This is a genomic window from Paenibacillus sp. AD87, from assembly GCF_001659845.1.
Lineage (GTDB): Bacteria > Bacillota > Bacilli > Paenibacillales > Paenibacillaceae > Paenibacillus > Paenibacillus marchantiae.
The window spans coordinates 773226-798272 of sequence record NZ_LXQN01000007.1 but is presented as its reverse complement, the minus strand read 5'-3'; the positions used below and the strand labels follow the sequence as shown (position 1 = coordinate 798272).

Below are 25047 nucleotides of genomic sequence, written 5' to 3'. Positions count from 1 at the left end.
ACGAGCTTTTTTTAAACCTTTCGTTGTAATCACACCTGTTATAACACATACGATTACATCCATTCATGTAGATTGACATTTCACATTAGTGTAGACACAAAACATACCTTATAGGAGGAAAATACAATGAAAATTTTAGTTACTGGAGCAACAGGTCACTTGGGTTCACTGGTCGTAGAAGCACTGTTAAAAACGGTATCTGCTGGGGATTTGGCTGTAAGTGTACGCAACCCGGAGAAAGCGGAAGCATTGCGCGCTCAAGGTGTTGACGTTCGTCACGGTGATTTCGATCAACCGGAAACGCTGGAAAAAGCATTTGCAGGCGTGGATCGGCTGCTGCTGATCTCCACAGACGGTGACAATGAAACGCGTATTCGCCAACATCAAGCTGCCGTGCACGCTGCCAAGAAAGCAGGCGTTGGATTCATCGCTTATACCAGCGTTGTGAATGCGGAGAAAAACACCCTTTCACTTGCTGAAGTACATCGTGCCACAGAACAGGCTATCCACGAATCCGGCATTCCTTATTCCTTCCTGCGCAACAACTGGTACCTGGAAAATGAAGCAGGCAGCGTTCAAGCAGCTACCCAGGGCGCACCTTGGGTGCATGCAACTAATGCCAGCCAAGTCGGCTGGGCTACTCGCAGTGATTATGCGCATGCTGCCGCTGCAGTACTTACAGGTGAGGGACATGAGAATTCAGTATATGAGTTGTCTGGTAAACTTCGTACTCAAGCTGAGCTCGCCGCTATTGTTGGGGAAGTACTTGGACAGGACATCAACGTGCAAAACGTGGACGATGCCGCGTATGCGGACATCATGAAGGGTGCAGGATTGTCTGACTTTGTAGTCTCCATGCTCGTTGATATGCAAAGTGCCATCCGTGAAGGCGCACTGGCTGTAGAGAGCGATACACTGGAGACATTGCTTGGCCGTCCGGCTCAACCATTGAGTGAGGGTGTTAAAGCCATTTTGGGCAAGTAAGTTTAAATAGAAGATAATAGAGTGCGAATCATAAAAGGACACACCAACAAATGTTGGATGTGTCCCTTTTGTTGTTATGAAACAATCTTTAAAACGATATAGCAGTTGATCGGATAACTGTAAATTAAATCAGTCCGATTGCGACTTAAATCCGATGTAGATATCGGTAGTCTCCATCACTGTTACATCGATCATTGCTCGATATACCGTGCCGGAATGTGATCGGCCAGCCAAATATTTTCGTTTCCATGATAGAAAAGAATTCCGTCCTTGGCTGCTTGAGCGGCATTAATTTTCAGTATTACCGGCTGGTCATCACGTCTTCGTCCCACCTGATTAGCGGTATCCATATCTGCGGACAGATGAACATACTGCCTCTGCCGAGGCTGCAAACCTTGTTCCATAATGGAAGCAACCGACCGCAGCGGCGTGCCATGATAGAGTATCTCCGGTGGATCGGCAGGTGTTTTGGATATCTTTTGCGGAGTCGAATGACCATATAATGCCCGGATGCGGCCAGAACGGATTTCATGTCTCTTTTTCTCCGAAGCTTGAATCATCTGCTTCAGATCCGCTTCCGTGACGTCCTTCCACTGTGGACTCTCATGTAAAGCCACCAGCAATTGCGGAATCTCCACCCATCCCTCTTCGTCCAGCTCCAGCTCATACTCCCATGGGGCGTGACGCAAGGCGTAGGAAAGTTCCTTGCTTAATTTCATCAGATCCATTGCGCTCATCTCCCAAACAAGTAAATAATTCATTAGGCGTAGATACTTTCGGTTCGTACCACTACGTGGTTAGAATAATCTTTCGATGGAATAACCATGAGATTTTAATGATCCTTCTTATGGAGTGGAAAACCGGAAAGAAACTCTCTGCTTCTTCAGTTTCTTTCCGGTTGTACTGCCGCCAAAATCTCCTGAATGTTGCGGGCCAACCCTTCATCGTCTTCCTGATTGAATTGGCGGTGTCCATCAATCCCACGTTGGATAATCGTATTCATCACCGGATGAACCTCACGGTCTGAAGCCACCCGGATCAGATCATCGGCAAAATCCACCGCCTGCTGCTCACTATAGTTAAACGGTTTAATCAGCATACGGATGCTCAATGCATGAGCCTGGGGCTCCGCGAGTTGATCCCGATGGGTTATGCCATATACAGCGCCAAACCCAAAAGCAGCAATCACCTGACGCTCCAGCTCTGTTGTCTGTTCCAAAGGCGTGCCGATCAGTTCACATATTTTGTCCACCATCTGCTCCAATTCTGAAGCCGCCGCAGCCAAAATTACGTCATTAATATCGTCAGCATTGATAAATTCAGTCATATTGTATTTCTCCATTTCTGCTCCGTATTTGATCCATTCTCTCAGACTCTATGAGAACATTGTATCGGAGATAGGGTGTTCCTTTCAAATTCATCTACGGTTAGACAAACAATGATTCAGCATACTTGTAAAAGAGAAGCTCTATTTGTGCGTAGTACAACTTGGTAAGTGATCATACGCGTAACCATTAATCCCGGCGTGATTCATTGTTTTGCGGAGCTCCGAAACAAACTCCATAAAGTACACTTCAGGACTGCGACTTCCTGCATAATATTGCAGGTCGTAATCGTAGTTTAACCTCGAATACACATCATGCAGATCGTTAACCAGTACCTTTTTCATATCCTCTCTTGTAATTGCTGGGTCTATATTGCACTCGTTGACCAGGGTCTGTAGTGTCTCCTGCAGAGCCTGTTGATCGTATGACGGGTTAGACAACAGATGCTGCAAATCAAACAAGTCTTTGAATCGGGGCCTCACTATCGTTTGATGCAGCTTCCAAGCGATTTGAATGGAGAGTGGCACGGTGTGAGGAACGACAAAAGCTTCTCCAACCATAGGTTGGTACGATAGAGCAATAGACTTCTCATTCAATTCGAGGTTAAAGGATATATCAAGATGCAGCTCATCCTCATCTTCATACTCATTTTCGCTCCTTGGTTCACTATCAATATAAAAGGCAAGCTCCGTGTTCACCGTAGGAAAATCATCCGCCATCGCGTAGTCTATTCTGCGCCAGAAAGCATTCTCACTAAAGCTTCGGAATACGATACCGTCATTCAGATCCATCTCCGTTACCCGGATCATCCAGTCTGTAAATATTTCATTGGCCTGGTCCTCAGTCTCAATTCGACCTACATACAAAAAGTCGATGTCATCAACATAACGTACATTGGGATTCTCCAAATACTGTCTTGTCAGCAAACTTCCTTTTAATACAAATGGGCTATTCACGAGAGAAGCGCGCTTCAATAGAGCTTCTAATACAACAATGAATCTCTCATCCTCATTCAAGCTATGTAATTTTACATTTTTTCCAGACACCTGTTCTCCTCCTCTATTCATCTCATCGTACTCAACATTCGGTTAGATCCATCCACGATCCAGTTCTTCCCGGCTGTCGTAGATGCAGAGTTCATATTGCTGTTTTAACAGTTCGATCTTGTTCTGCTGTAAGATATTATGTATCTTCTCTACTCTTCTGTAGAATTTTTCAGAACTATTATATTCTCTGACCGTAACAAATCTAATTTTCCCATTCGCATTCAGCGAGTTCCTTGAAATATGCCCACCATCGCCTTCACATAGCTCCTTTAATCTTTCTACATCATCCACTTGTACTTTGCCATGCCATTCAAAATACGGGGTAGAATGCGCAACTATTCGCTGATGAAAATACTTCTCTTCCTTCGCTGGAACCTCTACCTTTGTTCGTACAACTGTAAAGTCGTTACCTTGGAACCTTGTGACCATCTGTTTAATGATGCTGTTCACTTCATCAAAATCAGTACTATGTATTAAGCCTGTAATCATCGGCTGATGGATGTATTCACCCTGATCCAGCACGATCATAACTGGTTTAACTTGCTCCACCTGACACAGTTCAATAAAGCTTTCCTTCTCTTCAAACGTTAAATCATTCACTGTAATATGAAACTCAAATTCCATTTGCTCACTCCCTGTCATTTCTCTATGATGCTATATGTAATCGTTATTTGTCATCGAAGTTTATGAATAACCTTCTAAATTATTCATCGGTTTCCTTTTTTTATTGTTCAGCTATTTTCATAATCTTAATTATATTAAGTCATCACAACATAGAACTTCGTGTATTCTTTATTAAAATGTTGGCACTCCGTACTATAGAATTTTTGGAGACAAAAACTAACTTGTTAAAATATAAAATTCTGTACCTGTTTCCAAATACATAGTTGAATAAAAAATTATTCCACTCCCCATGTTTTCTTCTACTTGTATTCCATCTTCTTCTTTCAGAACGAATAGCAAACCGGAGTTTCTATTAATCACTAACGGCTCATACAATACTTGTCCAACTTCAAGTCAGTCACCCACATCATCCATCCATATAAATCATATGCTATTAGATTTTATGAGGCATATCATTCGAAACAACTGTATCTCGATATCGCATATGAAACCATATTGGAACTGCTAGACGAAATTAGGCAGAGGCTTTTAGTAAATTTTGGTGGTATCAGAAAATAATCAACTTGTTCAATGTAACGAAGTAGCGTTATTTAGGTTATTAAAATTAAAGCATTTTGATGTGAGTACAAACATAATGAAGAAATCTTTATGTTGGTATAACATGGGTTATATGTGTTTTTGAATGAATAGGCGACTTACTCGGCAGTGGGCGGGGGCATTTTCAAAAGTCCCCGCCTGTATGTTTATATTGTTCAGCGTATTGCAGCGGATATAAAGAAACCACAACACTAGTGAATATTCCGTGTTGCGGAGTTGTTAATAGTGTTTTTCATGGATTTACACAAAGTTCCATATCTATTACCTCAATCGAATCTTTAACTTTTAAAAAATTTGAGATATTTAGTATTCTTTGGACTTCCAAAACATCTACCTTCTGATTTCCTATTGGCGATGATGAAAAATTCTTTCGCTGTTTCTAAATCACCTAGTTCGAAAGCAACTTTTCCAGAAATAAATTCCTTATCACCCGAATCTATGCGATCAAATCCAGTTAAAAATATTTTATCCGCCCACACCTTTGCTTTTTTAAGATCATTTAAAATTAAAGAAGTAGCAACCACATCTTTCACCAAATGATAGCTTTCTTCACAATATATACCCTTTGGGTCGGGTATTAAATTCCAAGCCTCTTCTAACAACAAAATAGATTCCTCATGATTACCATTATTAAATTGTTTATCACTTTTTTTCACAAGAATTTCAAAGTTTTCTTTGATAGGTGATTGCAAATCAGCCATATTTATACTCCTCAAATCATATCTTTAATCAATTCAAAATACTTATCATCTTCACTAAAAAAAACTTTATATCCTTCTAACATGTAAGTTCTTAACAGGTAGTCCTTAGCTTTATCAATTTCCCCACACTCGAACAAACTCTCTCCAAGTCTCAGTAAAATAAATGGATTTGAAATCCCATCTGGACAGTTTAATGCATTATAAAAATTATTCTTTGCCATTTCATAGCTATTCGTATGAAAATAAGTGTCGCCTAACGCTGTATAAATCCATGTACTTGTTTCCCAGTTGTTCTTCGGTAACGGAACTAGTTCCAGAGCGGCTGTATAGCTCTCGATAGCTTTAATAATTTGTCCTTTTTCAGTTAGAGTGTTTCCCTCTTCACACAATTTTAAAATTTGCTCATACACTTGATCATCTAGTTCCAATTTCAGTCCCTCCAAATGATTATTTATCTGGTGGCAAATAGGTTTCATTTAACTTCGCACCTGCAGATCGGTTCAAACTATAATGATCTAACACATAATTATCGGAGTCAAGCATCCATTCCCTAACTTCCGGGGACTTTGCACCATAATATTTCCCCTTACTGTTCCACCATGAGACAGCGTCAGTTAGATGAGCCATATCTGCTTGATCTATAGGATACCATTTTTCATCACTAGCCATAAATTCCATATCTCCATCACGTGTTGTTCGAATTTTTGGTGGATCTTCTTTCTTCATTCGCTCTATTACTTCTTTACCAGTTCTAGAGCTTTTTCCAGGTGTATCCCCCATATATTCTAAGCGTTTTGTGAGACCACTTGGTTCAGGTAAACCAACTTCTTTGTTACTTGCATAGCCCCCGCCAGGACGGTGCCATCTTCCGCTTGTATCTTGATAATAACCCTCAGGAACATTCTGTTCCTTCTTGGTATCTGATGTTGACGAATCCTTTGAATCGTCTCCAGTTTTCCCTTTGGATTTATCCGCTTCCTGATCTTTCGGCTTAGGTTTGTTTGGATCATCCTTCGTTTTGTCTTTTTCTTTCGTCTTATCCTTGGGTACATCCTTATCCTTGTTGCCCGTATCCTTGTCTTTCTTGCTCTTGTCCTTATCCCCAGAGTTTTTATTGTTTGATGTGATCCCCTGATTCTGATTCTTCTTATACTTACTATTCAACATACTCAGAAGAATCATAGCCTTGGTAATTGTATCCGAATCCACATATTGGCTTAATTGCTCCAAGCCATAATTCATCGCCTCACTGATCAGCAAGTTCTGCATGAATCCGGTCGCCATGCCGCCCGCCGTCTTGAGTCCGTTCGCCAGCTTCGGCGACTTCATCATCAGATCGTTCAGCTTGCTTTTCAGCTTGTTCGCTAGATCCATTGGACTGAAATTGCTCGCGAGTCCCTTCGCCTTAGTCATGACCTTGCCTAGCGCACCAGAGATGGTATCCCCGGCTTTCTTTGCCAGGTCTCCCATGGCCTTCGCTACCTGCCCGGCCTTGTCCATGACCTTGTTGGCTACACCCATCACATTGTCAATAACTTTGCCTGCTTTGGACAGCAACTTCGAGCCCTTCACCGCGAACTTGGCTCCGGTCGCCGCCCAGCCCACAAACGGAATTGCAGCTGCAGCGGACAAGGCCGCATTCGTATAATCTCCTCGAGCGGCATAGATGCCCGCGTTCGCCAAATCGGCGACTTCACCAATGACCGGAATCATACCGGCTACATCGAGCCCGGTCTGAGTCACATCCAGCACTTTACCCCAGAAGCCTTTTTTCTCCTCTTCTAGTTCCGGTTCCTCTTCCACCTGCACCTCGGACACAAGGCTCATCTGGGTAACCATAGTCAAACAAAAAAAAACACTCTCCGATTTATCACAAATAACCAGAGAATGTTTGATGTCTACTACCAATTATCCTTTCCACGTTACACTTAATTTCCAATCAAAACCAAGAAATATTTTAATTTTTAAAGAATTCAAGATATTTAGGATCTTTACCTTCAAAACATCTACCTTCAGACTTTTTAAATGCAAAACTAAAAAATTCTTTGGCAAGGTCAAACTCCCCTAATGCATAGGCTGCTTTTGCCGAAATAAATTCTTTATCTCCTGTATCAAAACGCATAAATCCTGTGATAAAAATATTTTTAGACCATTCGTAGGCTTTATTGAAGTCCTTTAAAAGAATACATGTGTCAACAATATCTTTTACTATATGGTAACTTTCGCTATAGATACCTTTCGGCTCTGGTATTAAACTCCAGGCTTCTTCCAGTAATATAGTAGATTCTTTATGTTTTCCATTTTGAAATAACTCGTTACTCTCATTGACAATTGCATCAATTTTGACTTGAATATTTGCTTGTAATTTGGCCATTTTAGTATCCTCCAATGATATCCTTAATCAGTTCAATTTTTATACTTAAAGGTATAAGTCTTTATGCCATCCTCGTTACGAACTTGCTTTTTATAATTTTTGGGAGCATTGGTTTCTTAGTATATGGAGGTTGATTATTTGAAGCATCTTCCATAGCTTTATCTCATATTTTTCTTATTCTTCGCGTCACCAGAGCTGTCCACAATCATCACAAAAAAACACTCTCTGTTTTCTTCAAACAACTAGAGAATGCTTTTCGTGCTAGTAATTTATGTTTCCTCTTTAAGTTTTCAACACGCAAATGTTCTAATGAAATATCTCTATCACCTGAAGAAACTATTTCGCTAAAACTTCAAATATACATAGTACATTAAGCTTGCATTTTTGCATAAGAAATGAATTATTATATTTTAATTACTTGCATAGATTTATTGGAGAGTCGAGATAATACTAGGTCTGTTAATATTCACTACATCATCAGTGACCTTTTCATTCATTTTAACACGTAAATATTCATAGCTATTTTTTAATGCTATATTTCTTTCTTCTTCATAAATTGGAACTAAAGTATAAAAATTAATTATTTTACCTTGTGGGGTAACAAGCCTCTCAAGGCCAGGCTCTTGGACTCCTGATACCATTATACAAGATAACATTGTATTCGCGGCAAAAGGCCGCGGGGGCTCACCATTAGGAAGAATTACACCTTCAGCCAACCAACCATCAAATCGATGTGGAATGTGAGCAGTTTTACGCAACCAAGAAAATGGCCAAGAATATTCTGATTGATTTGTTAAATCTTCAACTGGCCATTCGGATGGTAACTTAATTATCAATTCTGAATAATTAAATTCACTTGCACCCGATGATTCATCCATTGGTGCATCGCTCATACCTGTAGTTACCAGTGTTAAAAAATCATTTTTTTGAGATAGAGGTATGACATGAATATTTACACTAACATTACTTCCTGGAATAATTTCTCTTAATGTTTTCTGCGGGGAACCAAAAAAAATGGCTATATGCTCAAGTATACAATCATGATCATTTGATTCCATAGTTCTTCCGGACAGAGAGTTTCCATTTTTGTGTTCAAGAAAATTAACTATTTCATTTTGTCCTTGTTCTCGAGCAAAAGTAATTGCATCTACATTATTCATAGAACTACCACTGTATTTTACTGTTGTATCAATTCCCGATTGGATTAACAATCTAGCAATATCCGCATGGCCATTACTGATGGCTCCGAATAATGGATTCCTCTCCGGTTCACTAACATCCATATCTGCCTTACATGATAGAAGATACTTTACAACTTCCAAATGACCTTTCGAGGCAGCTTCATTTAGAGCGCCTCCATCATAGGCTCCTCCTCTTCTATTTATATCACTCCCTAACTCAACCAGTTTTTTAACGATTTCTAGTTTACCTTCTGAAGATGCTACATGAAGCCACGTACCAAAAGGGGTCATAAAATTTAAAAGCTCATAATCATGTTCGATAATTTGAGTTACCTTTGCAACCTCCCCTTGTTTAATAGATGAACGCAGTTCTTTAGCAATATTTATATTTGTCATAAAATTATCTCCTTCGTTTTGCAATGTCACCTAGGATTCTTAGCATTCCAACCATATATTCCCTATCTCCGCCAGCTTCCTTAACTTCTTTCAGCTTGTCTACAACGTATCTTAGTGCCTCAATTCCATGTTGTCCTTTTACTCTATTAGGTGCCAATACAGATTCTCCAAACCCATTATTGGATCAATAGCATATTCTATAACACTTTGCCCGCTTTCTTTCCCTATCTATGCTATCTGTTCTATGAAATCATTCATACCTGCTTAGATTCCTGTCCTTGTTTGCCATTTCATTTAGTTTCCTAGTATATTTTCTGTACATAAAAAGCTCATTCCTCCTATATAGTTCAAGAGGGAAGGAGCTTGAAAGTTTAACGCTTATAAAGCTTTAATCATTTAATTTTTGGTTTGTTGATTGTATTGTATGGTCTGTAAACGCAGTCTACATTTTGGTTAGGTAATATTGTTATTGATTATACGATGAAATCATTTGGCAATAGATAACCCAAATATTTACTTTTATCTAATTTATCAAATTGGATCATCCGGAAATTCTTTAGAGTACCTAGTTATCAGATTTTGTAGGGCCATATCTTGAGGAGTCTCATTTAAGTATTTGTATTTCCAAATGATAAGTTGTTCACTAAAACTATAATTGGTATCAAACCATTTTGTATAATCAAAGTGAACTTTTAATTTTCCTGTCCTTTCTAAATTTAAAGTAAAGGAATACCATAATTCTTGACCGTTATCTTTAAATATATCTCTCATTTGTTCTGCTAATAATAGAAGTTTTCTTTTATTTAATTTAAACTCCCTCTCGTTCACTTGATATTTGAAAGGAATTTCAAGGCTATATTCATACCTCTCCGGATTCGTTTCTGGTAGGTAGAAAAAATATATACCTCCACCATCATCAGAAATTTGAGCATAAAAGTAAAATTCTAGCCAATCTTCCTGTATCATTTCATTAACCGTTTCCGCTATCTGCTGGTATAAACTGTTTAGTATTTTCTCCAATTACTTCAGCCTCCTGATTGATTTTTCATTTTTTCCTCAAAAACCCCTTTGTCTTCAATTTCATAATATGCCGAACTCTTAACATTAACCTGCATGACTTACTTGTGCTGGAAGATGATTAATCTGACCACATAGAACCGCACATGGAAGTGTTATGGCTTCCTTCCACTGTGCCGCCGCTACCTCATCGAAGTTCACTCGCATTTCCTCTACAATCAACCTTCGGTAGTAACCCGAAACATCCTTTTGTTGCAGTTCTCCGCTCATTAGCCCATTCACTCTTTCCCGTTGTTTGGGCTTTAAGCGTTCTGGATGAGCCAGATGGGTGCACAGATAAAACCGGTTGAACTTGGGAGGAAACTGTATGATAGCTTCAAGTGGTATCTTCTCATCAGGTACATAAACAATTTCAAACCTCGTTAACTCCTCCTCAATGACCTTCCTATGCTGACTCATCAGTTGACGCTTCTTATCGTAAACTCTACTGTAACCTGCTACTTGCTTTTGATGTTTCTTATTGGAGTAGCGAGTCCCTTTCCAAGTGTGCATATTCCGCCCTGTAAGTGATAAAGTGAACAATTGATATAGGTAACGGAATATCAAACGCTACATCACATCGTACAAATAGGATTTCTTTGGCGGAATCCTTTATTGGCTTTAGCCATGAATAGAAATGAACTAAACTATCGGATGGCTCTCAATTCTTAGCGTATTCTTTCTTGACTTAGGAACAAAGGTAAGTTGATAGGAGATGTGTAGGTAATGCCCACTATCTCAGACATGTAAATGATACTTAAACCCCTTTTCTTTCAAACGAAGGTTAGCATTTAAATACTCTCGAAGACGTAATTGAAAAAGATTAAAGAAATCCCAATATACATCCGTAAACTCTACTACAATACGGTCAATTGAAACTTGTACCCCTTCCATGTTCAGCCCCCAACCGAAATTTTTTAACGAATTTCGGACTATATTAGAGGACAAGGTGGCTATTCCGATACATTAAACAGGTTGATTATGGTCTATTTTTCGCTCATACCCTTCTAAATTAGATACATCATACTTATGACTAATATCATCTGATGTATCCATCTTATTTGCCAGCTTACTCCGTTCACGCCTTAATTTCTTAAGTTCTTCTTTACTTGCCCCTTCTTTTTTCGCGTTTCTTAAGACCTTGCTAGTGTACCAGAGATGGCATCTCTGGCATTTGCCAATAACCGGAATGAAACTAGCCTTATCCAGCACATTTTTGAGTGATACCCATCACTTTGCTCTAGAAGCCATTTTCTCTTCCGGTTCCTCTTCTCTCTCACCTGACCACTGACTAAAAACATCTTTTCTGGCTATTGTAGTCAAAAGAAAAACACTCTCCAATTATTATAAATAACGAGAGAATGTTGATTTCATTTTTCCAATATATTCCGAATCATAGAACAAAATAACGAAGTGTTGAATACGTCTTTTTCGAGTATTTCTTCATCTATAAAAGAGATTCTTTTTTTTGCAGGCTGTTCCAAACCCCAGACTTGTTATAGGCATCAAATTAGTCTTTCTACTTGTTCTCTTATCTCCTCATCGAATTTGCATCCCTCTACTTTAGCTCCTTTCCAAATTACATTTTGAAGATTCGCTCCAGTAAAATCGGCACCACTGAAGTCTCCATTACGAAGATCAGCTCCATTGAAGTTACTACTTATAAATATTGCATTTAGAGCAATAACATCCGACAGGTTTGCTCCGATAAAGTCTGCTTCTTTAAAATTACCATTTGTAAGGTTTGCTCCGCATAAATCGCATTCATCGAAAATAGAAACTTCACCATTTATCCCTGTCATATTGGAAAAGCGAAATGTTGCCTTTTGAAGTGCTGATCCGTACAAACTGCCATTAGTGAAATCAGTATAATCAAAGCATGTATCTGTACATGTACTTATTTTAATTTCTGTATTCTTCATTTGAGCCTTAAAAAAGTTTGCCTTACTCAGAACACAATCAGCTATATCAGCGTATTCAAGATTACAACTATCAAAATCGGTAGAAATAAATTCACAGTCACGAAATGAAACTTCAACAAAAGATGTCGCCCTAAAATTTATTTCGTTTGCATATAAGCGTTTAGCAATAATTTCAGATAGGTCTAAGAATGAGAGATCTGCCTCTGATATTCTCAAGTCATCAATCAATTCCTTGTTTAATTTGTAATTATTTATAAATTCAGAAGCTTCATCTCTGTCTTTTATATGTCTCACAGTTACACTCCTTCGAAAATATTTTAGTTTCTCATGTAATCCTTCCATTTGTTATTTGGGTTAAATGTAACCCCCATGTTGTCTTCAAAGTTTGGAACAGCAATGACCTCAACTTGATTCAAATATTCCATGACTTCCACCCATCGTTCTAACAGATGTTCTAAATCAGATTCCCAAGGATTTTCCACAAGATCAATTCGTATTCCTCCCCAGCTTAAATCTTTAATAACAGCGGGGCTTTTCACTATTACATCTCTACCAAACATTTCTAAAATATCTCCACTCAAGTACGTTCTCATTCCGATACCCAAAGGCCCATTAGGAAAAAACTTTACCGGAACAGGATATGAACTTAAGTTCATCCATTTATGATTTCTTTCTTTTTCAGTCTGCCACGGCGTTACAGCAGGCCAAGAAATATGAGTTACTCCGTAACGTGGCTTAACCGTTTCAGCGATCTGATCAGACAACTCAAAAAAATCTTTCCTATACTTACCATTCATAGATTTATCGAAAGAAAACTTAAGAAAAGATCGTAAGTTAGAATTCAAATCAAAGTAACCTGAATATTTAACAATTTTATCTCGTCGGAGATGTACTTCTGATATTTGCGGAATATCATAGAAAGATTTTGCTATAATTTCATCGCGATTGTAGCTTACACTGGTTGTTTCACTATTCCCCCATGTAGTGGGAGTAAATTTATCATTTGATTCAAAATTATCCAATAAACGATTCAAAGCCTGTTTTTCTCCTAACTTGACTGTCGGATACATTAATATATTAAATAAATTCGGTTTCACTTCTGACATCCTACCTCCTCTTAATGTGTTCTTTAAAGTTTTTTCCAGTAACCTCCCCCTGGTAAGTCAGGGTCAGCTATCCATTGATGCGTTGTTTTACCGTTAGCAGGGTCAACATAGTAAATATCGCTTTGTTCCCCTAGCGGCCCACTGGGTCTTGGTTTTGGAGGAACTCCTTTCAAATCTGGCAAATCACTAGATATTGTTACAACATGACGACCATTTACTTTGTCTTCAATCATTTCACGTTGAGCACGCATTTGATCGTCATTATATATAACCTGATCCTCTCCACCAGTTTTATGCTTATGATCATGTACTAGCTCTATCTTCCCTTCTTTATTTCGACCTATGCTGTCTGGTCGTGTTTCTACTCCTTCGGATGATTTATATTTAATAACTGGTGCTTCGTTGTTATTTTCTATTTTGCGACCTAATTGGCCTTCTAAAGCCTGTCTACCTTTGCCCTCTTCTGTTGCTCCACGTTGACTACTGTTTTTCAACCTATCATTGACTACGTCCCATTTATCTCGGGACAATGGCTGCTTACCAAGATTTTTTTGTTTCTGTACGTAACGTTCATATCTTGCATCATCAGCTGCTTTGTTGTTACCACGTTTTTCAGCCTCATCAATTTTGTTACGGTAGTGCTTCTCTTGCTCACTTGTTAATCCATTCTTATTTAACTTACCAGGTTCATTTTTTGAAGATTCTCCATCTTTTGTATCCTTCTTACCGTCTTTATTATCCCCAGAGGATTTAGAACTTCCTGAATCCCCAGAGCTTTTATTGTTTGATGTGATCCCCGGATTCTGATTCTTCTTATACTTACTATTCAACATACTTAATAGAATCATTGCTTTGGTAATTGTATCCGAATCCACATATTGACTTAGTTGTTCTAAGCCATAATTCATCGCCTCACTGATCAGCAAGTTCTGCATGAATCCGGTCGCCATGCCGCCCGCCGTCTTGAGTCCGTTCGCCAGTTTCGGCGACTTCATCATCAGATCGTTCAGCTTACCTTTTAGCTTATTCGCCAAATCCGCTGGACTAAAGTTGCTCATAAGCCCCTTCGCCTTGGTCATGACCTTGCCTAGTGCACCAGAAATGGCATCTCCGGCTTTGTTCGCCAGATCGCCAATCGCCTTCGCTACCTGACCCGCTTTATCCGCAATCTTTGTTGCTACACCTACAACACTGTCAATAACTTTGCCAGCTTTTTTGATTAACTTGGCACCCTTCACCGCGAACTTGGCTCCGGTCGCCGCCCAGCCCACAAACGGAATTGCAGCTGCAGCGGACAAGGCCGCGTTCGTATAATCCCCTCGTGCGGCATAGATGCCCGCGTTCGCCAAATCGGCGACTTCACCAATGACCGGAATCATACCGGCGACGTCCAGCACGGTCTGAGTCACATCCAGCACTTTACCCCAGAAGCCTTTTTTCTCCTCTTCCGGTTCCTCTTCCACCTGCACCTCGGACACAAACGGTGCTTCTGGTACCGGCTCCAGATCCTCTACGGTTACGGGCATTTTGATTAATCCGTCCAGTAGCACTTCGCTGCCCTTCAGATCCGTCATGCCGTCCAGAATCATACTGCTGTCTCCGCACTGAAGGAAGATCGTCTCCTGAGCCTCGATCCCTATCTTTTTCTCGCTCTCCAGTGAAATCTCCTGCCCGCCAGATGCTACAATTCCGCTATTGCTCTGAATCATGACCCCGCCGCCGTCCAGCGTGATGAACAGACTTCCTTCCGTCGCGATCAGGGACATTTCTGAATCGGTCATCTTCATTTCTTTGCCGTAGTTGGTTCCCCAGCTCTTGGTGGCTGGATCAGCCGTCTTCGGGGAAGGCTGACTACCACGACGGACGGAGCCCATCGCAAATGCATCACTCTCTTGCCCACTGGAGAAATACACCTGAACAGCGGAGCCCGCTTCCGGCATACTGTAAAACCCGCCGCCATCTCCGGCATATACCGCAGAATACGGCATCCAGCTTGCTTCCGATTCGGATTGGTCAGCATCTACATCCAGATGCACTTTCACCGTATCTTTGGTAACCCCGATAATCTTCCCTTCCAGCGCGGCCCCTGCAATGTCATCGTTCCGAATTTCATTTTGCCGGATGCCACTTTCCGGACTAAGTGTGACGGTATGCCGAAGCATGCCCCTTACCGTTCGACTGGTACAAGCAGCGACCTTCAGTTCTTCTTCGTGGAAGAGAACGGTATCTCCGAGCGCCAACCAGCGATGGGTATCCAGCACGTAACTCGTGAAGTCTTTCTCGGTTACGCTAACGGCTCCCACGGACCAGGCTTCTTTTAAAGCTCTCATATCCCGTCTTAGCGTATATGCCTGATCAGGCAGTTCCGTATACCGACCATCTGGCACCCCAATATATAATTTAGGAGAATCAGCCGATATTTCGGGAATGATCGCTGCGCCGAACCGGGATGCTAATCTGCGTAGAAATTGCCAATCCGTCTCCCGATATTGGAGGGTCAAGGCCCCAAGCTTCGAACTTCCACTCACATAATCAATGACATCCGATTTCGGGTAAGCTTTCAGTACCTGCCGAATGACATCTTCGCAGTCCTGATCCTTGTTCTGGAACGATCGAATACGAGGTTCAATGTCCAGCAAATAGGAATAGGACACGGCCTCCAGTTCCAATATGTATATCCCCTGAACTCGGCGGATGCTGACATCCTGCACGAGTCCCTGGAACAGTTTGCGTACTTCCTGCCTCTGATTCCCAATCTCCACCAGGGACACCGTTTCATCCTGAGCCAGGATGTTCAGATCCCGATCTTGATGTTCTTCCGGGATGATGCCTTGTAGATACAGGCGGGCATGATCCCCTGCTTTGCGCTCGATACGCAAATCTTGTATATGCTGCAGCGTGTATGGAGATATACATCGGATATTCCCCATACCCACAGCCGCTTCCACTACACTCATTGTCTCACTTCTTTCCTCTAGCAATGTCAGCACACGGAAAAAAGGACTCAGCTATATTCTAAGATGTACGTTACCTGATGTTACCGCCGAACCCGGTTGTGCCGCCTATGGAAGATCCGCCAAGCTCTTGACCATCATCTTCAATCTGGATGTAGCCTCCATAGAGGCACATGTTCATACAGGTGCTTAATAAGGCAGGTTCATTTTCGATGAGCACATCGGTTTTGCCATCCATCCACGGTGTAGACACGGACGGAATACAGGGTGCTTTCTGAACGCCCTCAATGTCGAATTCGCCGGTCTGCACGACAGGATTCAACTGACTTGTGCAATTTCCAAAAGGCATGATGTGGATCATGGGTGTTGCATCGGCCACATTCAGTTGTGCTTTTTCCTTCAAATGAACGCCGTGGCTGTAAGGGATTTTCAATCGATTTAACTGCGTACCGCAAGAACAGCTTAATATCGCTCCTGCCACAACATACGTTGGGCCCCCGGCACCTTCATCCACAACATCAGGTCTTGTAGCACCAATAGCTTCAGCCATTGTTTTTTCCTCCTCTTTGGCCTTTCGCCCAGATTATTTTTAATAGTTCCGTTAACGGTTCTGCCTCTAAACCTGATCCACGCGTTGCAGGCGCAGTCCGGTATAGTCCCGGCGTAAAATCGCTTCAGCCAATGCCAAATTCACCAAGATCACGGTTTCCTTCAATCGTTCCTCCGTCAACTGAATAATTGGCCAGTTTGTGCTGCTCAATCGGTCGCCATCGACCTGAAGTACGTTCAACTTGCCACTGCTGTCAAATGTACTGTCCATGGATAGTGCTGCCAGCTGTGGCGGCACCATGAACCAGTAAGGGTGTAACTGCTGTCTCTCCATATCCATCAGCCCAGCCAACCTGAACATCAGGCGTGGAGCGAATGTACTCAGCAAACGTTTAAGCTCATCAGACCATAACGGATACGGCCGCTCGATCAGATCTACGGGAACAGGATTTCGATTAGGGCGAATCGTAAACTGCAAAGTTGCTTGTTCCAGTTCATTCAAGTGATCGCCTCTCATCCACTCGGGCTGAATAATTCCTTTGACACCAATCGGTTCAAGAGCCCCTGTTACACGCATATCCTGCATGATCCGGAACCAATCGTTTCTCATGCCATCCGCCCCTTCTGCTGTAAGTTCCGCTCCATAAAGTAGGCTAACTGGTCCTCGATCGTCCCATCGATATGCTCCAGGCCCTCTCGTTTCCGGGCTGCGGGACGACCCTGGATGGGACAGGAAGCTCCGGTATCCATCTTCGCCCCCTCCAAATGCGAACCTGTAAAATCGACCCTGGACACATCCGTTCCACGGAAATCCGCATCTGCTAAGTTGCATACGCCAAACACAGTGCCTTCCAGCAACGCTCCCGTAAAATCCGCTCCTTGAAGATCCGCGAGTACAAAATCTGCCTCTCTCAGATCCGCCCCTGCAAACGAAACCCGATGAAATCCCGGGATCTCCCAGATCTCAGGATCAGCCAACCCCTGCCTCGCCTCTATGCCATGAAATATGGCACCTACCATCCTGCATTTTCGGAAACGAGCACCATACATCTGACTTCTATTCCATCGGGTATCCGTCAAGTCACATTGCTCCCAGACGGTATTCAACAGATTGCTGGCTTCGAATTGACTCCCTCCAAACGCCACATTGCGAAAAGCTGAGTAACGGAAATCCATCCCGCTATAATCTCCTCCAGCCAGATCCAGATGTTCCAAAGCCGCATATCCGTAGGCTCCCTCGATTCTTTCAGCAAGCCATTTTCGCATCTCTGATTCATCGCCTGGATCACTATTCGTTTTGTACACGGATTCGCTCACATCCAGATATTCACCTACCCGAACTTCAAAGGACGGGCACTTCTCCAGATGGATAAACGATTCACATTGCACAGCCTCCGGCATTGCCAGATGAATCAGATTCGTCACATAGGCGTGTCCGTGTTCAGCTTCCTTCAGGAGTATATGTTCCAGATCTGGTCGTGAAATGGAGCCTGCATAGAGCGAACCGGGCCGATGCAATTCTTCTTCCCAACAAGCCAGCATCACATCCAGATAACCAAATGCCCAGGAAGCATCATATTCTCCTTCAATGGGAGAGGGATCAAATAACCATGTTTCGTCAGCCATTTCGGTCAAATACAGGGCCTGGCCGTCCATTAGTCGTGTTCGAAGCATGGAATATGTAACATGTCCCACCGCTCCATGTTCACCGATCTTCTGCGCATTTAGAACGATTTGACATTGCTTGGCAAAATGACGGAGAAACTCTTCTTTCAAACGTTCGCGATTCTGCTGATACATCTGCTCGAAGCGGAGCATCACTTGGTTGCGTAGTGGAATTACGATCTCTTGCTTGAATTGCACAAGCGCAGTAGTCACGAGCATTCCTCCTTTCTCCTTTTTAAAGATCACCAATACATTGTTATAAGAACATTCCAGAAGTTGATTTGTAGTAGAACTCTAGTCACTTTTAATTGGTTTTCAGTTCTGTGCCCACCAATGAGGTTGTTCCGTCCATTTTGATGTTGCTCTCTTTACAGGTCAGGCTGATTTCTTCTTTTGCAGAAAACACAATACTTTTCTCGGCATTCATCATGATATCTTCCTTGGCGGAAATCGTGATCTGCTGACTGCTAATAATTTCGATACCTCCGCCTTCACTCAGTCGAATAAAAATCTCCCCGTCTTTGCCCGTAACAATCACCTCTTCGGGTGTCATCTTCAATTCCTTACCAGCGGCGGTACGGAAGTATTTATGATCCGGGTTACTCAGTTTGTTGCTCTCGCCTTCGTCCGAATTTTGGCGTACAGAGCTCGTTGCCACTCCTTCTTCTTCCTTGTTGCCGGGAAAATAAACCCGCACATGATCCCCTTTTTCGGGCATTACGTACCAACCACTGTTTCCTTCCGCCGTATATACGGACTGATAGGGAAAAGCATGCGCCTCACCCTCGTTTTGCGCTGGATCAATGTGCAGATGCACTTTCAATCGATCCTTGTCGATGCCAATGACAACACCTTGCAGCGAAACTCCGATAATTTTATCGTTATGGAATGTATTTTGCCGGAGTCCCCGATGCGTACTGAGTGTATAACGATGCTTGAGCAGACCATTTTTCATTTCGGTGAATGCCTCATATACATACAGAAGCTTGCCCTTGAATTCGATGGCATTCCCCAGATCCAGTACGCGATTTGTCTCCACTTCGTAATACACGTAATCCTCTTCGCCAACCTCAACCTTGGTGTTCTGCGAGGTGTAACGGAACTTATCCATCCGTTTGCGGACTCTGTAATTGAAATCCTCCAGCTTCCCCTTGGATGACGTATCAAACACACCGAAATAGAATTTGGGAGTATCAAATACAGATGCCGGCATCAGACCCGTCCGAAGACGAGAAGCAATCCGCTTCAGAAACTGCCAGTCCGTCTCCTCATATTGGAGGGTGAACTTTCCAATGGCCGCCCCATCTGTCGCAGCATCCATGATATCGATGTTGGGATAGTCAGCCGCAACTTGATCTAACAACTGTGGATACGTCATGCCATGATTTTGGAACGAACGGCTTTTCTTACGGATATCCAGTTCATGGGTATGAGAGATGCCCTCCACTTCGAGCATATAGACGCCACCGGTCACCATTACCCCAACATTTAGAATCAAACCGCTAAACAGTACAGATGTACTGCCTTCCTCATCGATCTGACTGATCTCGACGAGCGTATCGGAACCGCTTAGACGCACGTATGTATCCTTTTTTTCTTCATCAACAATTCCCGTGAACTTCACACATGCGTGCTCATTCATTTGTTTGGTAATAACCAGTTCATGCAGACTGACCAGTTCGAACGGGCTTACTCTCACATTTTTGTAAGACAACGCTTCAATACTCAATTACATCGCCCCTTTCCTCATCGACCTCAAAACGGATGGAGTTCATCATGGCGGAAGCCACACGTTTCCAATCGTCTAATTCCAGATCTGTGCAATTGAAGGTAAAGATTAATGCACGCTCCTCCAATGATGTGAACAGCATCAGATGATACAGATTCGCATTCACGACTGGAGTCAAAAATTCGCAAGTTGCCGCAGCACGTTCTCCCACGGTGCGATCACCGTCCCCATACCATTTGGTAAGCTTCTGCGTTCGCCGCAAAATCTGAATCATGCTCTGTTTAAACAAGGGCAGATCCTCCCCTGGCAGTGGGTTAACCGTGTGATTCACGGCGATATTAATCGTGCCTTCTGCATTCGTGTAAATCGTACCGGGTCTGTGCTGTGAAGGATACTTTAGATTCATCATGTGCTCAGACATAGGCTTGAAGGTCCGTGGCAGCATCATCCGGGCCTTTCCTTCAAGCAGCTCCGTTTCTTGAAATGAATAGGGCTCACCACCAATTTGTAAAAAAGCAGCCGTTAAGTCCAGGTCTGGTTCTTCCGGAATTTGTCCATATCCATCATCAGGGGCATCCGTTGTCATGCCGTTCATCATTGCAACAATTTTTTCATCCCAATGCTTCATCGTTTACATCCTCCCATTCTCTTGAAAATTTCAATCCACAATCATACGATGTGGTCCGCCCACCGGCATACCCGAACGTCCCGTTCCCCGACCTGCATTCGCCAGTATACGATCCAGATATCGATGAATTTGCGCATTGTCGTATTCTCTGTACTCCAGCCCCAATCGACTGGCAATGTGATGCAAAATGACGCTGCGCGCAACCGTTCCTTCATTAAGACACATCATGGCGAAGACCAGATCCTGGGGATCAGAGGTACCCGTTCGAAGCAATCTCTCGGCATAATCCTTCATGACAACAGGGGATAAGGTGCTTGCACCCTCGGCTGCATAAGGGACATGAATGACATGCAGCGTGTTGAACTCCGTTGCCAAATCGGCAAAGGTCTGGTAGTCCCGCCGCAGCCGGGCCCCTTCCTTCAGCTTGAATCGAGCCAGCTCCAAGTCACTCGATGTGCACGTTGTCTCTTCATCCAGAAGCAGTTCCGAATGGCTTATCGTCATGTCACTCACGGTCTCCTCCGCAGTAAACCGAAGCTTCAGCACATTGACCCGGCCCGTAGCTTGGTATCCCAGTTCCATAGGCTCTGTCAGCATGTAAAGCCTTCCTTTATGCAGCACCATCCCAGGAGCAACAACCAGTTTGTCCGGGAACACTTCTACCTCTGCACCTGCAAGAATGCCATCTGCATAACCGCGATAGTACAGTTCGATGTAGTCTCTGGGGAAATCGCGTAGTCCCTCCAACATGGATGTTTTCAGGATTCTTCCCTTGTTAAAATGCGGATACGAATATGTGAACATGAGCGGTGTCCCTCCTTTCTGCTCTTGGTCCTCACTTCATTCCGTCAAAGAAGTCGAGTTCAGACAAGTCTGTTTCAAATGGAAGCAGCTTCTGCGGCCCCAGATACAATCGTTCATTCCTGCGAGCAACCGGCAATACATGAAACCCCCAATGACGGTCATCGGGAAAAACAAAAAACTTCGTTTCTCCATTCACAATAGAGTCCGTATCATCCTGCGGGATTTTATCTCCGTACTGATCCCTGATGTCTTCGTAGAGCACCTCTTTATAGGCATCCGGACGGTTGGCATAGACGAATTTCTGTCTCAGTTGACCATCACTTCCGCTAAGGTACAACTCCACTTCTGCCGTCTCGAATGGACGGGAAATGCTGCCCGGAATGCCGTCACTCCGATCCAGACTGCTGATCAGCATTTTTTCACGTCCATTATGGGTATAGGCACTTACGGTATAAGGAATTACAGCGGCATCATGCGTGATGTCGGCTTGAACGCTTCCTGTTTTGCGGGCACTCAGATAACGAATCGCCCCTCGAAGGCAGGCAAGTTTAAGATCAGGCACACGCCCTTCCGCAGGTTTTTGCCGAAACTCAATGCTTCTGCCTGGAACGAACTCTTTCAGTGCTTCCCGAAATACATCAATGCGGCAGGACTGACCTGTCAACTTGATAATCGAATATTGGCTCATCCGCCCTTGCCGATAGAAATCATCCAAAAACTTGCGAACCACCTCATAGATATCAGCCTTAATCAGCTGGGTAATCTCCTTGATATTAAACACCACATCGGGGAACTCATATTCATCTTTCAGTTCACCACTACGTTCCACGGACAGAAACCAACGTTCCATGGTCGTGATCTGCAGGTCACTATCTCCATCGTCCTCCATCTCCGAGTGGAATCGGTTACGTAAGATGCCGGTTTTGCGGAAAAATTGCTGCTTCATTTCTTCTGCGATTTCCCACAGAAAGTAGAAGTTGCCTCTTACCCGCAAATACTCATCCCGTGAACGATTCTCTCGACGAGCAAACGCGGTAGGGATGATATGTTCCGCCTCCTCATAGCGTTGTTCCAGCTTCTGATAGACGGATATCACACCTTCTTCGTCCACTTGACGGAACACATCCGCACCCGGTGCCTCGATCAGGCTATCGATATCCGTCACCTGACGTCGTCCGCTATAGTAGTCGGCGAATACGATCTTCATGAACTGCATAATACGATAGGTAATGTTGTGACCCCCGAAGTTGGTATCACCATTTTCGTAAGTGGTATGGATATCCAGCTTGTACGCCATATGTCCGTCCTCGATCGTAAATTCACAAGATGACAAGTCAGTTGTTCCACCGCCACAATCAATCACGAGCGCATGATACGTCTGCCCTTCCATGAAAGCACCGCGTTCCATCCCATCGGCAAGGGTGTTATAGAGCACAGCCATTCCCTCATCCAGTGCATACGTCTGCTCAATCCGATAATCCGGAAGCATCTCTCCGAACATCTGCAAAAATTGTGCTTTCATCTTCACGGGACTGGTAAAATGCACATGACGAAACTTACACTTGAACTGATGCTCTGCCGTTCGGATGATGTAATTCATGTACGCACGCAGCAGATCCATACGAGAAACCATGGCCGCATTGCCATGAACATCGACGATCTCTTCCATTTTGTTGTAATTGTTCACCCAGCGCTTCATGCTGCGGAAGACACTCGCCCGGCTGCTGTACCCTCCCCGACGCATGCTTCGCAGCGCTTCATAGCCGAACTCGTAACGAATGTTCGCTGGATCCGAGCACTCCGCCACACCGATGGCCGTAGGCAGAACCTCGATCCAGTCCGTGTCTTTGTATGTAGGATCGGGAAAAGCCACATAGTTAATGGCATCCATACGAACCCGCCCATTCAGCAAATCCTGGCTGCTTGGTGCCTGAATATAACCATTATGCAAAAAGGCGCCTGCCGTCGTGTTGGAGGTGCCAAAGTCAATTGCAAGTACAGCGTCTGTCGGTTCTAGTTCCCGGATGTCCAGATCGGCCAGTGGAATTTGAGTATATTGAATATGAACCGGAGGAAGAGGCCTGCTAGAGTAATAGGTCTGATATAGATATTCCGAATCGCGTTTACGGAAAAAGAGAAGACTGTACTGTCTGTTTCCCGATCGTTTCCAGGTCGATCCACTTCCTGCAGTCAAATAAAAGGTTCCGGATATGGACTCGTCCTTAACCAGATTAAAGATGCCACACAGCTCCATACTCTCATTGACCAAAAGTACGTTGGATTCGGTTAAACCACCCGGTGCCGTGACTACGTACTGATCCAGCTTGTCCACTTTCAATCCTTCGTACAGAATCAGCCGCGCGGGCACACTAATACCTCCATCACTGCTCATAGGAGCCGTCATATGACGAGAAATGGCCTTTTGTATGCGCTCGAATCCGCCTTCAACAGGCTGATCGATCCACAATACATCGTCCGCTCCCAAAAATTTCAGAATAATCCGAATCAGTTCTTCACGCTCCGTGCGGGGCCCCAATCCCTCAACCAGTCGCTCCTTGTAACAAATATTCCGTAATTGAAATGTGGTCATGTCCATCAACTCTTCGCGCGTATAACGCAAAGTTCCTCTGGCCCGTTCCCTGCCCGTGGCATCGGGATACAATCGGTATGAATAGCCGTTCATCTATACTTCCTCCTTACAACTGCTGATGCTGCTTAATATAGGGCAATACCGTCCTGTATCATCGTATAGTCCACATCCAGAATGCCAAAATGATGCCCCCAGTATATTTCCGTGTCAAAACGAACCGGCAGGAAGAGTTCAAGAATCAATTCTAGCTTCTCCTTCGCTTCCGTCCGTTCTGCCTGACCAATATATAAGAGCAATTCATCCTTCTCCTCACAATTGGCATAAAGGGTTGAACGCGGGAACATCCGGACAAGGGTATCCCTCAGCAGATGAACGGCCTCTCCCGTATCGTACAGACGGAGCATATTGCAGGCGATCACTTCCTGTTCCTCTCGTCCGAACAACTCCAGTCGCCGCCGTATCCGTTTCCCGTATACACCCGAATGCATATCATTCAAAATGAAGCGAATGTAATACTCCCTTTTATTCATCCCCTGCATCAAATCCATATCCGCCAGAAAATGAATGACCAAATCAAAGAGCGTCTCCCGCAATTCCACCTGCTCTTCGTTATTGATATCGAACAAATCCCTGAAAATATCAAAAAAACGATAATACGGATTGACTTCAATCGTACGTTCCACGTCTGAAGCATTCAGGTTCGTATGACTTAATTCCATATATGGCGAATATACACGTGCAGGAACAAAAGTTACGTCTCTCAGATCAGTTCCATTACGCTTGGCGCGAATAATCAGATCCCATATATAATTCATG

At 43.3% G+C, this 25047-nt stretch carries 25 protein-coding genes; 1 reads left to right on the top strand and 24 read right to left on the bottom strand.

Annotated elements, in window-relative coordinates; all coding sequences use genetic code 11:
- Positions 1 to 126: 126 nt before the first annotated feature.
- The gene (locus tag gpAD87_RS03625) at positions 127 to 984 is read left to right on the top strand and encodes an SDR family oxidoreductase (RefSeq protein WP_064636308.1); all 858 of its coding nucleotides are present in this window, start codon (positions 127 to 129) and stop codon (positions 982 to 984) included.
- A 191-nt stretch (positions 985 to 1175) separates the two neighbouring features.
- On the opposite strand, the gene gpAD87_RS03620 is transcribed toward gpAD87_RS03625, so the two are convergent.
- The 24 genes from gpAD87_RS03620 to gpAD87_RS03510 form a co-directional block, all read right to left on the bottom strand.
- The gene (locus gpAD87_RS03620) at positions 1176 to 1712 is read right to left on the bottom strand and encodes an RNA 2'-phosphotransferase (RefSeq protein ID WP_064636307.1); all 537 of its coding nucleotides are present in this window, start codon (positions 1710 to 1712) and stop codon (positions 1176 to 1178) included.
- A gap of 155 nt (positions 1713 to 1867) precedes the next feature.
- Positions 1868 to 2326 carry an Imm48 family immunity protein gene (imm48, locus tag gpAD87_RS03615; protein ID WP_231952435.1) on the bottom strand — a complete coding sequence of 153 codons (459 nt, stop codon included), beginning with the start codon at positions 2324 to 2326 and terminating at the stop codon, positions 1868 to 1870.
- 126 nt (positions 2327 to 2452) lie between these two features.
- A complete protein-coding gene (locus gpAD87_RS03610) occupies positions 2453 to 3355 on the bottom strand; it encodes a nucleotidyl transferase AbiEii/AbiGii toxin family protein (RefSeq protein WP_231952434.1) in 903 nt (300 codons plus the stop codon).
- Between the two features lie 42 nt (positions 3356 to 3397).
- The gene (locus gpAD87_RS03605) at positions 3398 to 3979 is read right to left on the bottom strand and encodes a hypothetical protein (protein ID WP_064636301.1); all 582 of its coding nucleotides are present in this window, start codon (positions 3977 to 3979) and stop codon (positions 3398 to 3400) included.
- 875 nt (positions 3980 to 4854) lie between these two features.
- The gene (locus gpAD87_RS03600; protein WP_064636299.1) at positions 4855 to 5277 is read right to left on the bottom strand and encodes a hypothetical protein; all 423 of its coding nucleotides are present in this window, start codon (positions 5275 to 5277) and stop codon (positions 4855 to 4857) included.
- 11 nt (positions 5278 to 5288) lie between these two features.
- Positions 5289 to 5705 (bottom strand): hypothetical protein, encoded by a 417-nt coding sequence (locus gpAD87_RS03595; RefSeq protein WP_063567249.1) that lies wholly within the window; start codon positions 5703 to 5705, stop codon positions 5289 to 5291.
- A gap of 19 nt (positions 5706 to 5724) precedes the next feature.
- On the bottom strand, positions 5725 to 7104 hold the full coding sequence (locus tag gpAD87_RS32430) for a GH-E family nuclease (protein WP_231952433.1): 1380 nt from the start codon (positions 7102 to 7104) through the stop codon (positions 5725 to 5727).
- 130 nt (positions 7105 to 7234) lie between these two features.
- Complete coding sequence (locus gpAD87_RS03585; protein WP_064636297.1) at positions 7235 to 7651, bottom strand: hypothetical protein; 417 nt, start codon at positions 7649 to 7651, stop codon at positions 7235 to 7237.
- 428 nt (positions 7652 to 8079) lie between these two features.
- Positions 8080 to 9228 (bottom strand): suppressor of fused domain protein, encoded by a 1149-nt coding sequence (locus tag gpAD87_RS03580; protein WP_064636295.1) that lies wholly within the window; start codon positions 9226 to 9228, stop codon positions 8080 to 8082.
- Positions 9229 to 9759: 531 nt separating this feature from the next.
- Positions 9760 to 10248, bottom strand: coding sequence for an immunity protein YezG family protein (locus gpAD87_RS03575; RefSeq protein WP_064636293.1), 489 nt, complete (start codon positions 10246 to 10248; stop codon positions 9760 to 9762).
- Between the two features lie 84 nt (positions 10249 to 10332).
- The gene (locus tag gpAD87_RS31345) at positions 10333 to 10704 is read right to left on the bottom strand and encodes a hypothetical protein (protein ID WP_157258412.1); all 372 of its coding nucleotides are present in this window, start codon (positions 10702 to 10704) and stop codon (positions 10333 to 10335) included.
- A gap of 318 nt (positions 10705 to 11022) precedes the next feature.
- A complete protein-coding gene (locus gpAD87_RS31715; protein ID WP_157258411.1) occupies positions 11023 to 11178 on the bottom strand; it encodes a hypothetical protein in 156 nt (51 codons plus the stop codon).
- Positions 11179 to 11250: 72 nt separating this feature from the next.
- Complete coding sequence (locus gpAD87_RS32090; protein ID WP_064636291.1) at positions 11251 to 11496, bottom strand: hypothetical protein; 246 nt, start codon at positions 11494 to 11496, stop codon at positions 11251 to 11253.
- A 293-nt stretch (positions 11497 to 11789) separates the two neighbouring features.
- Complete coding sequence (locus gpAD87_RS03560; RefSeq protein ID WP_063568432.1) at positions 11790 to 12500, bottom strand: pentapeptide repeat-containing protein; 711 nt, start codon at positions 12498 to 12500, stop codon at positions 11790 to 11792.
- Between the two features lie 23 nt (positions 12501 to 12523).
- The gene (locus gpAD87_RS03555; RefSeq protein WP_090810042.1) at positions 12524 to 13303 is read right to left on the bottom strand and encodes a hypothetical protein; all 780 of its coding nucleotides are present in this window, start codon (positions 13301 to 13303) and stop codon (positions 12524 to 12526) included.
- A gap of 32 nt (positions 13304 to 13335) precedes the next feature.
- Positions 13336 to 16269, bottom strand: a complete 2934-nt coding sequence (locus gpAD87_RS03550) for a contractile injection system protein, VgrG/Pvc8 family (protein ID WP_064636289.1) — start codon at positions 16267 to 16269, stop codon at positions 13336 to 13338.
- Between the two features lie 70 nt (positions 16270 to 16339).
- Positions 16340 to 16816 carry a DUF4280 domain-containing protein gene (locus gpAD87_RS03545; protein ID WP_064636287.1) on the bottom strand — a complete coding sequence of 159 codons (477 nt, stop codon included), beginning with the start codon at positions 16814 to 16816 and terminating at the stop codon, positions 16340 to 16342.
- Positions 16817 to 16882: 66 nt separating this feature from the next.
- Entirely contained in the window at positions 16883 to 17425 is a 543-nt protein-coding gene (locus gpAD87_RS03540) for a hypothetical protein (RefSeq protein WP_064636285.1), read from the bottom strand.
- On the bottom strand, positions 17422 to 18693 hold the full coding sequence (locus tag gpAD87_RS03535; RefSeq protein ID WP_197521367.1) for a pentapeptide repeat-containing protein: 1272 nt from the start codon (positions 18691 to 18693) through the stop codon (positions 17422 to 17424). The genes gpAD87_RS03540 and gpAD87_RS03535 overlap by 4 nt, the downstream gene beginning before the upstream one ends.
- A gap of 91 nt (positions 18694 to 18784) precedes the next feature.
- A complete protein-coding gene (locus tag gpAD87_RS03530; RefSeq protein WP_064636281.1) occupies positions 18785 to 20209 on the bottom strand; it encodes a contractile injection system protein, VgrG/Pvc8 family in 1425 nt (474 codons plus the stop codon).
- On the bottom strand, positions 20199 to 20837 hold the full coding sequence (locus tag gpAD87_RS03525; protein ID WP_064636279.1) for a hypothetical protein: 639 nt from the start codon (positions 20835 to 20837) through the stop codon (positions 20199 to 20201). The genes gpAD87_RS03530 and gpAD87_RS03525 overlap by 11 nt, the downstream gene beginning before the upstream one ends.
- 30 nt (positions 20838 to 20867) lie before the next feature.
- Positions 20868 to 21641, bottom strand: a complete 774-nt coding sequence (locus gpAD87_RS03520; RefSeq protein WP_064636277.1) for a hypothetical protein — start codon at positions 21639 to 21641, stop codon at positions 20868 to 20870.
- A 31-nt stretch (positions 21642 to 21672) separates the two neighbouring features.
- On the bottom strand, positions 21673 to 24324 hold the full coding sequence (locus tag gpAD87_RS03515) for a hypothetical protein (protein WP_064636275.1): 2652 nt from the start codon (positions 24322 to 24324) through the stop codon (positions 21673 to 21675).
- A 32-nt stretch (positions 24325 to 24356) separates the two neighbouring features.
- Complete coding sequence (locus gpAD87_RS03510; protein ID WP_064636273.1) at positions 24357 to 25046, bottom strand: hypothetical protein; 690 nt, start codon at positions 25044 to 25046, stop codon at positions 24357 to 24359.
- Position 25047: the final 1 nt, after the last annotated feature.

Excerpts from the sequence above, each read along its gene's own strand:
- imm48 (WP_231952435.1), bottom strand. The coding sequence starts at position 2,326 with ATGGAGAAATACAATATGACTGAATTTATCAATGCTGACGATATTAAT.
- gpAD87_RS03520 (WP_064636277.1), bottom strand. The coding sequence starts at position 21,641 with ATGTTCACATATTCGTATCCGCATTTTAACAAGGGAAGAATCCTGAAA.
- gpAD87_RS03540 (WP_064636285.1), bottom strand. The coding sequence starts at position 17,425 with ATGAGAAACGATTGGTTCCGGATCATGCAGGATATGCGTGTAACAGGG.
- gpAD87_RS03585 (WP_064636297.1), bottom strand. The coding sequence starts at position 7,651 with ATGGCCAAATTACAAGCAAATATTCAAGTCAAAATTGATGCAATTGTC.
- gpAD87_RS03550 (WP_064636289.1), bottom strand. The coding sequence starts at position 16,269 with ATGAGTGTAGTGGAAGCGGCTGTGGGTATGGGGAATATCCGATGTATA.
- gpAD87_RS32430 (WP_231952433.1), bottom strand. The coding sequence starts at position 7,104 with ATGAGCCTTGTGTCCGAGGTGCAGGTGGAAGAGGAACCGGAACTAGAA.
- gpAD87_RS31715 (WP_157258411.1), bottom strand. The coding sequence starts at position 11,178 with ATGGAAGGGGTACAAGTTTCAATTGACCGTATTGTAGTAGAGTTTACG.
- gpAD87_RS03605 (WP_064636301.1), bottom strand. The coding sequence starts at position 3,979 with ATGGAATTTGAGTTTCATATTACAGTGAATGATTTAACGTTTGAAGAG.
- gpAD87_RS03600 (WP_064636299.1), bottom strand. The coding sequence starts at position 5,277 with ATGGCTGATTTGCAATCACCTATCAAAGAAAACTTTGAAATTCTTGTG.
- gpAD87_RS03620 (WP_064636307.1), bottom strand. The coding sequence starts at position 1,712 with ATGGATCTGATGAAATTAAGCAAGGAACTTTCCTACGCCTTGCGTCAC.
- gpAD87_RS03525 (WP_064636279.1), bottom strand. The coding sequence starts at position 20,837 with ATGAAGCATTGGGATGAAAAAATTGTTGCAATGATGAACGGCATGACA.
- gpAD87_RS03545 (WP_064636287.1), bottom strand. The coding sequence starts at position 16,816 with ATGGCTGAAGCTATTGGTGCTACAAGACCTGATGTTGTGGATGAAGGT.
- gpAD87_RS03510 (WP_064636273.1), bottom strand. The coding sequence starts at position 25,046 with ATGAATTATATATGGGATCTGATTATTCGCGCCAAGCGTAATGGAACT.
- gpAD87_RS03625 (WP_064636308.1), top strand. The coding sequence starts at position 127 with ATGAAAATTTTAGTTACTGGAGCAACAGGTCACTTGGGTTCACTGGTC.
- gpAD87_RS31345 (WP_157258412.1), bottom strand. The coding sequence starts at position 10,704 with ATGAGTCAGCATAGGAAGGTCATTGAGGAGGAGTTAACGAGGTTTGAA.
- gpAD87_RS03515 (WP_064636275.1), bottom strand. The coding sequence starts at position 24,324 with ATGAACGGCTATTCATACCGATTGTATCCCGATGCCACGGGCAGGGAA.
- gpAD87_RS03580 (WP_064636295.1), bottom strand. The coding sequence starts at position 9,228 with ATGACAAATATAAATATTGCTAAAGAACTGCGTTCATCTATTAAACAA.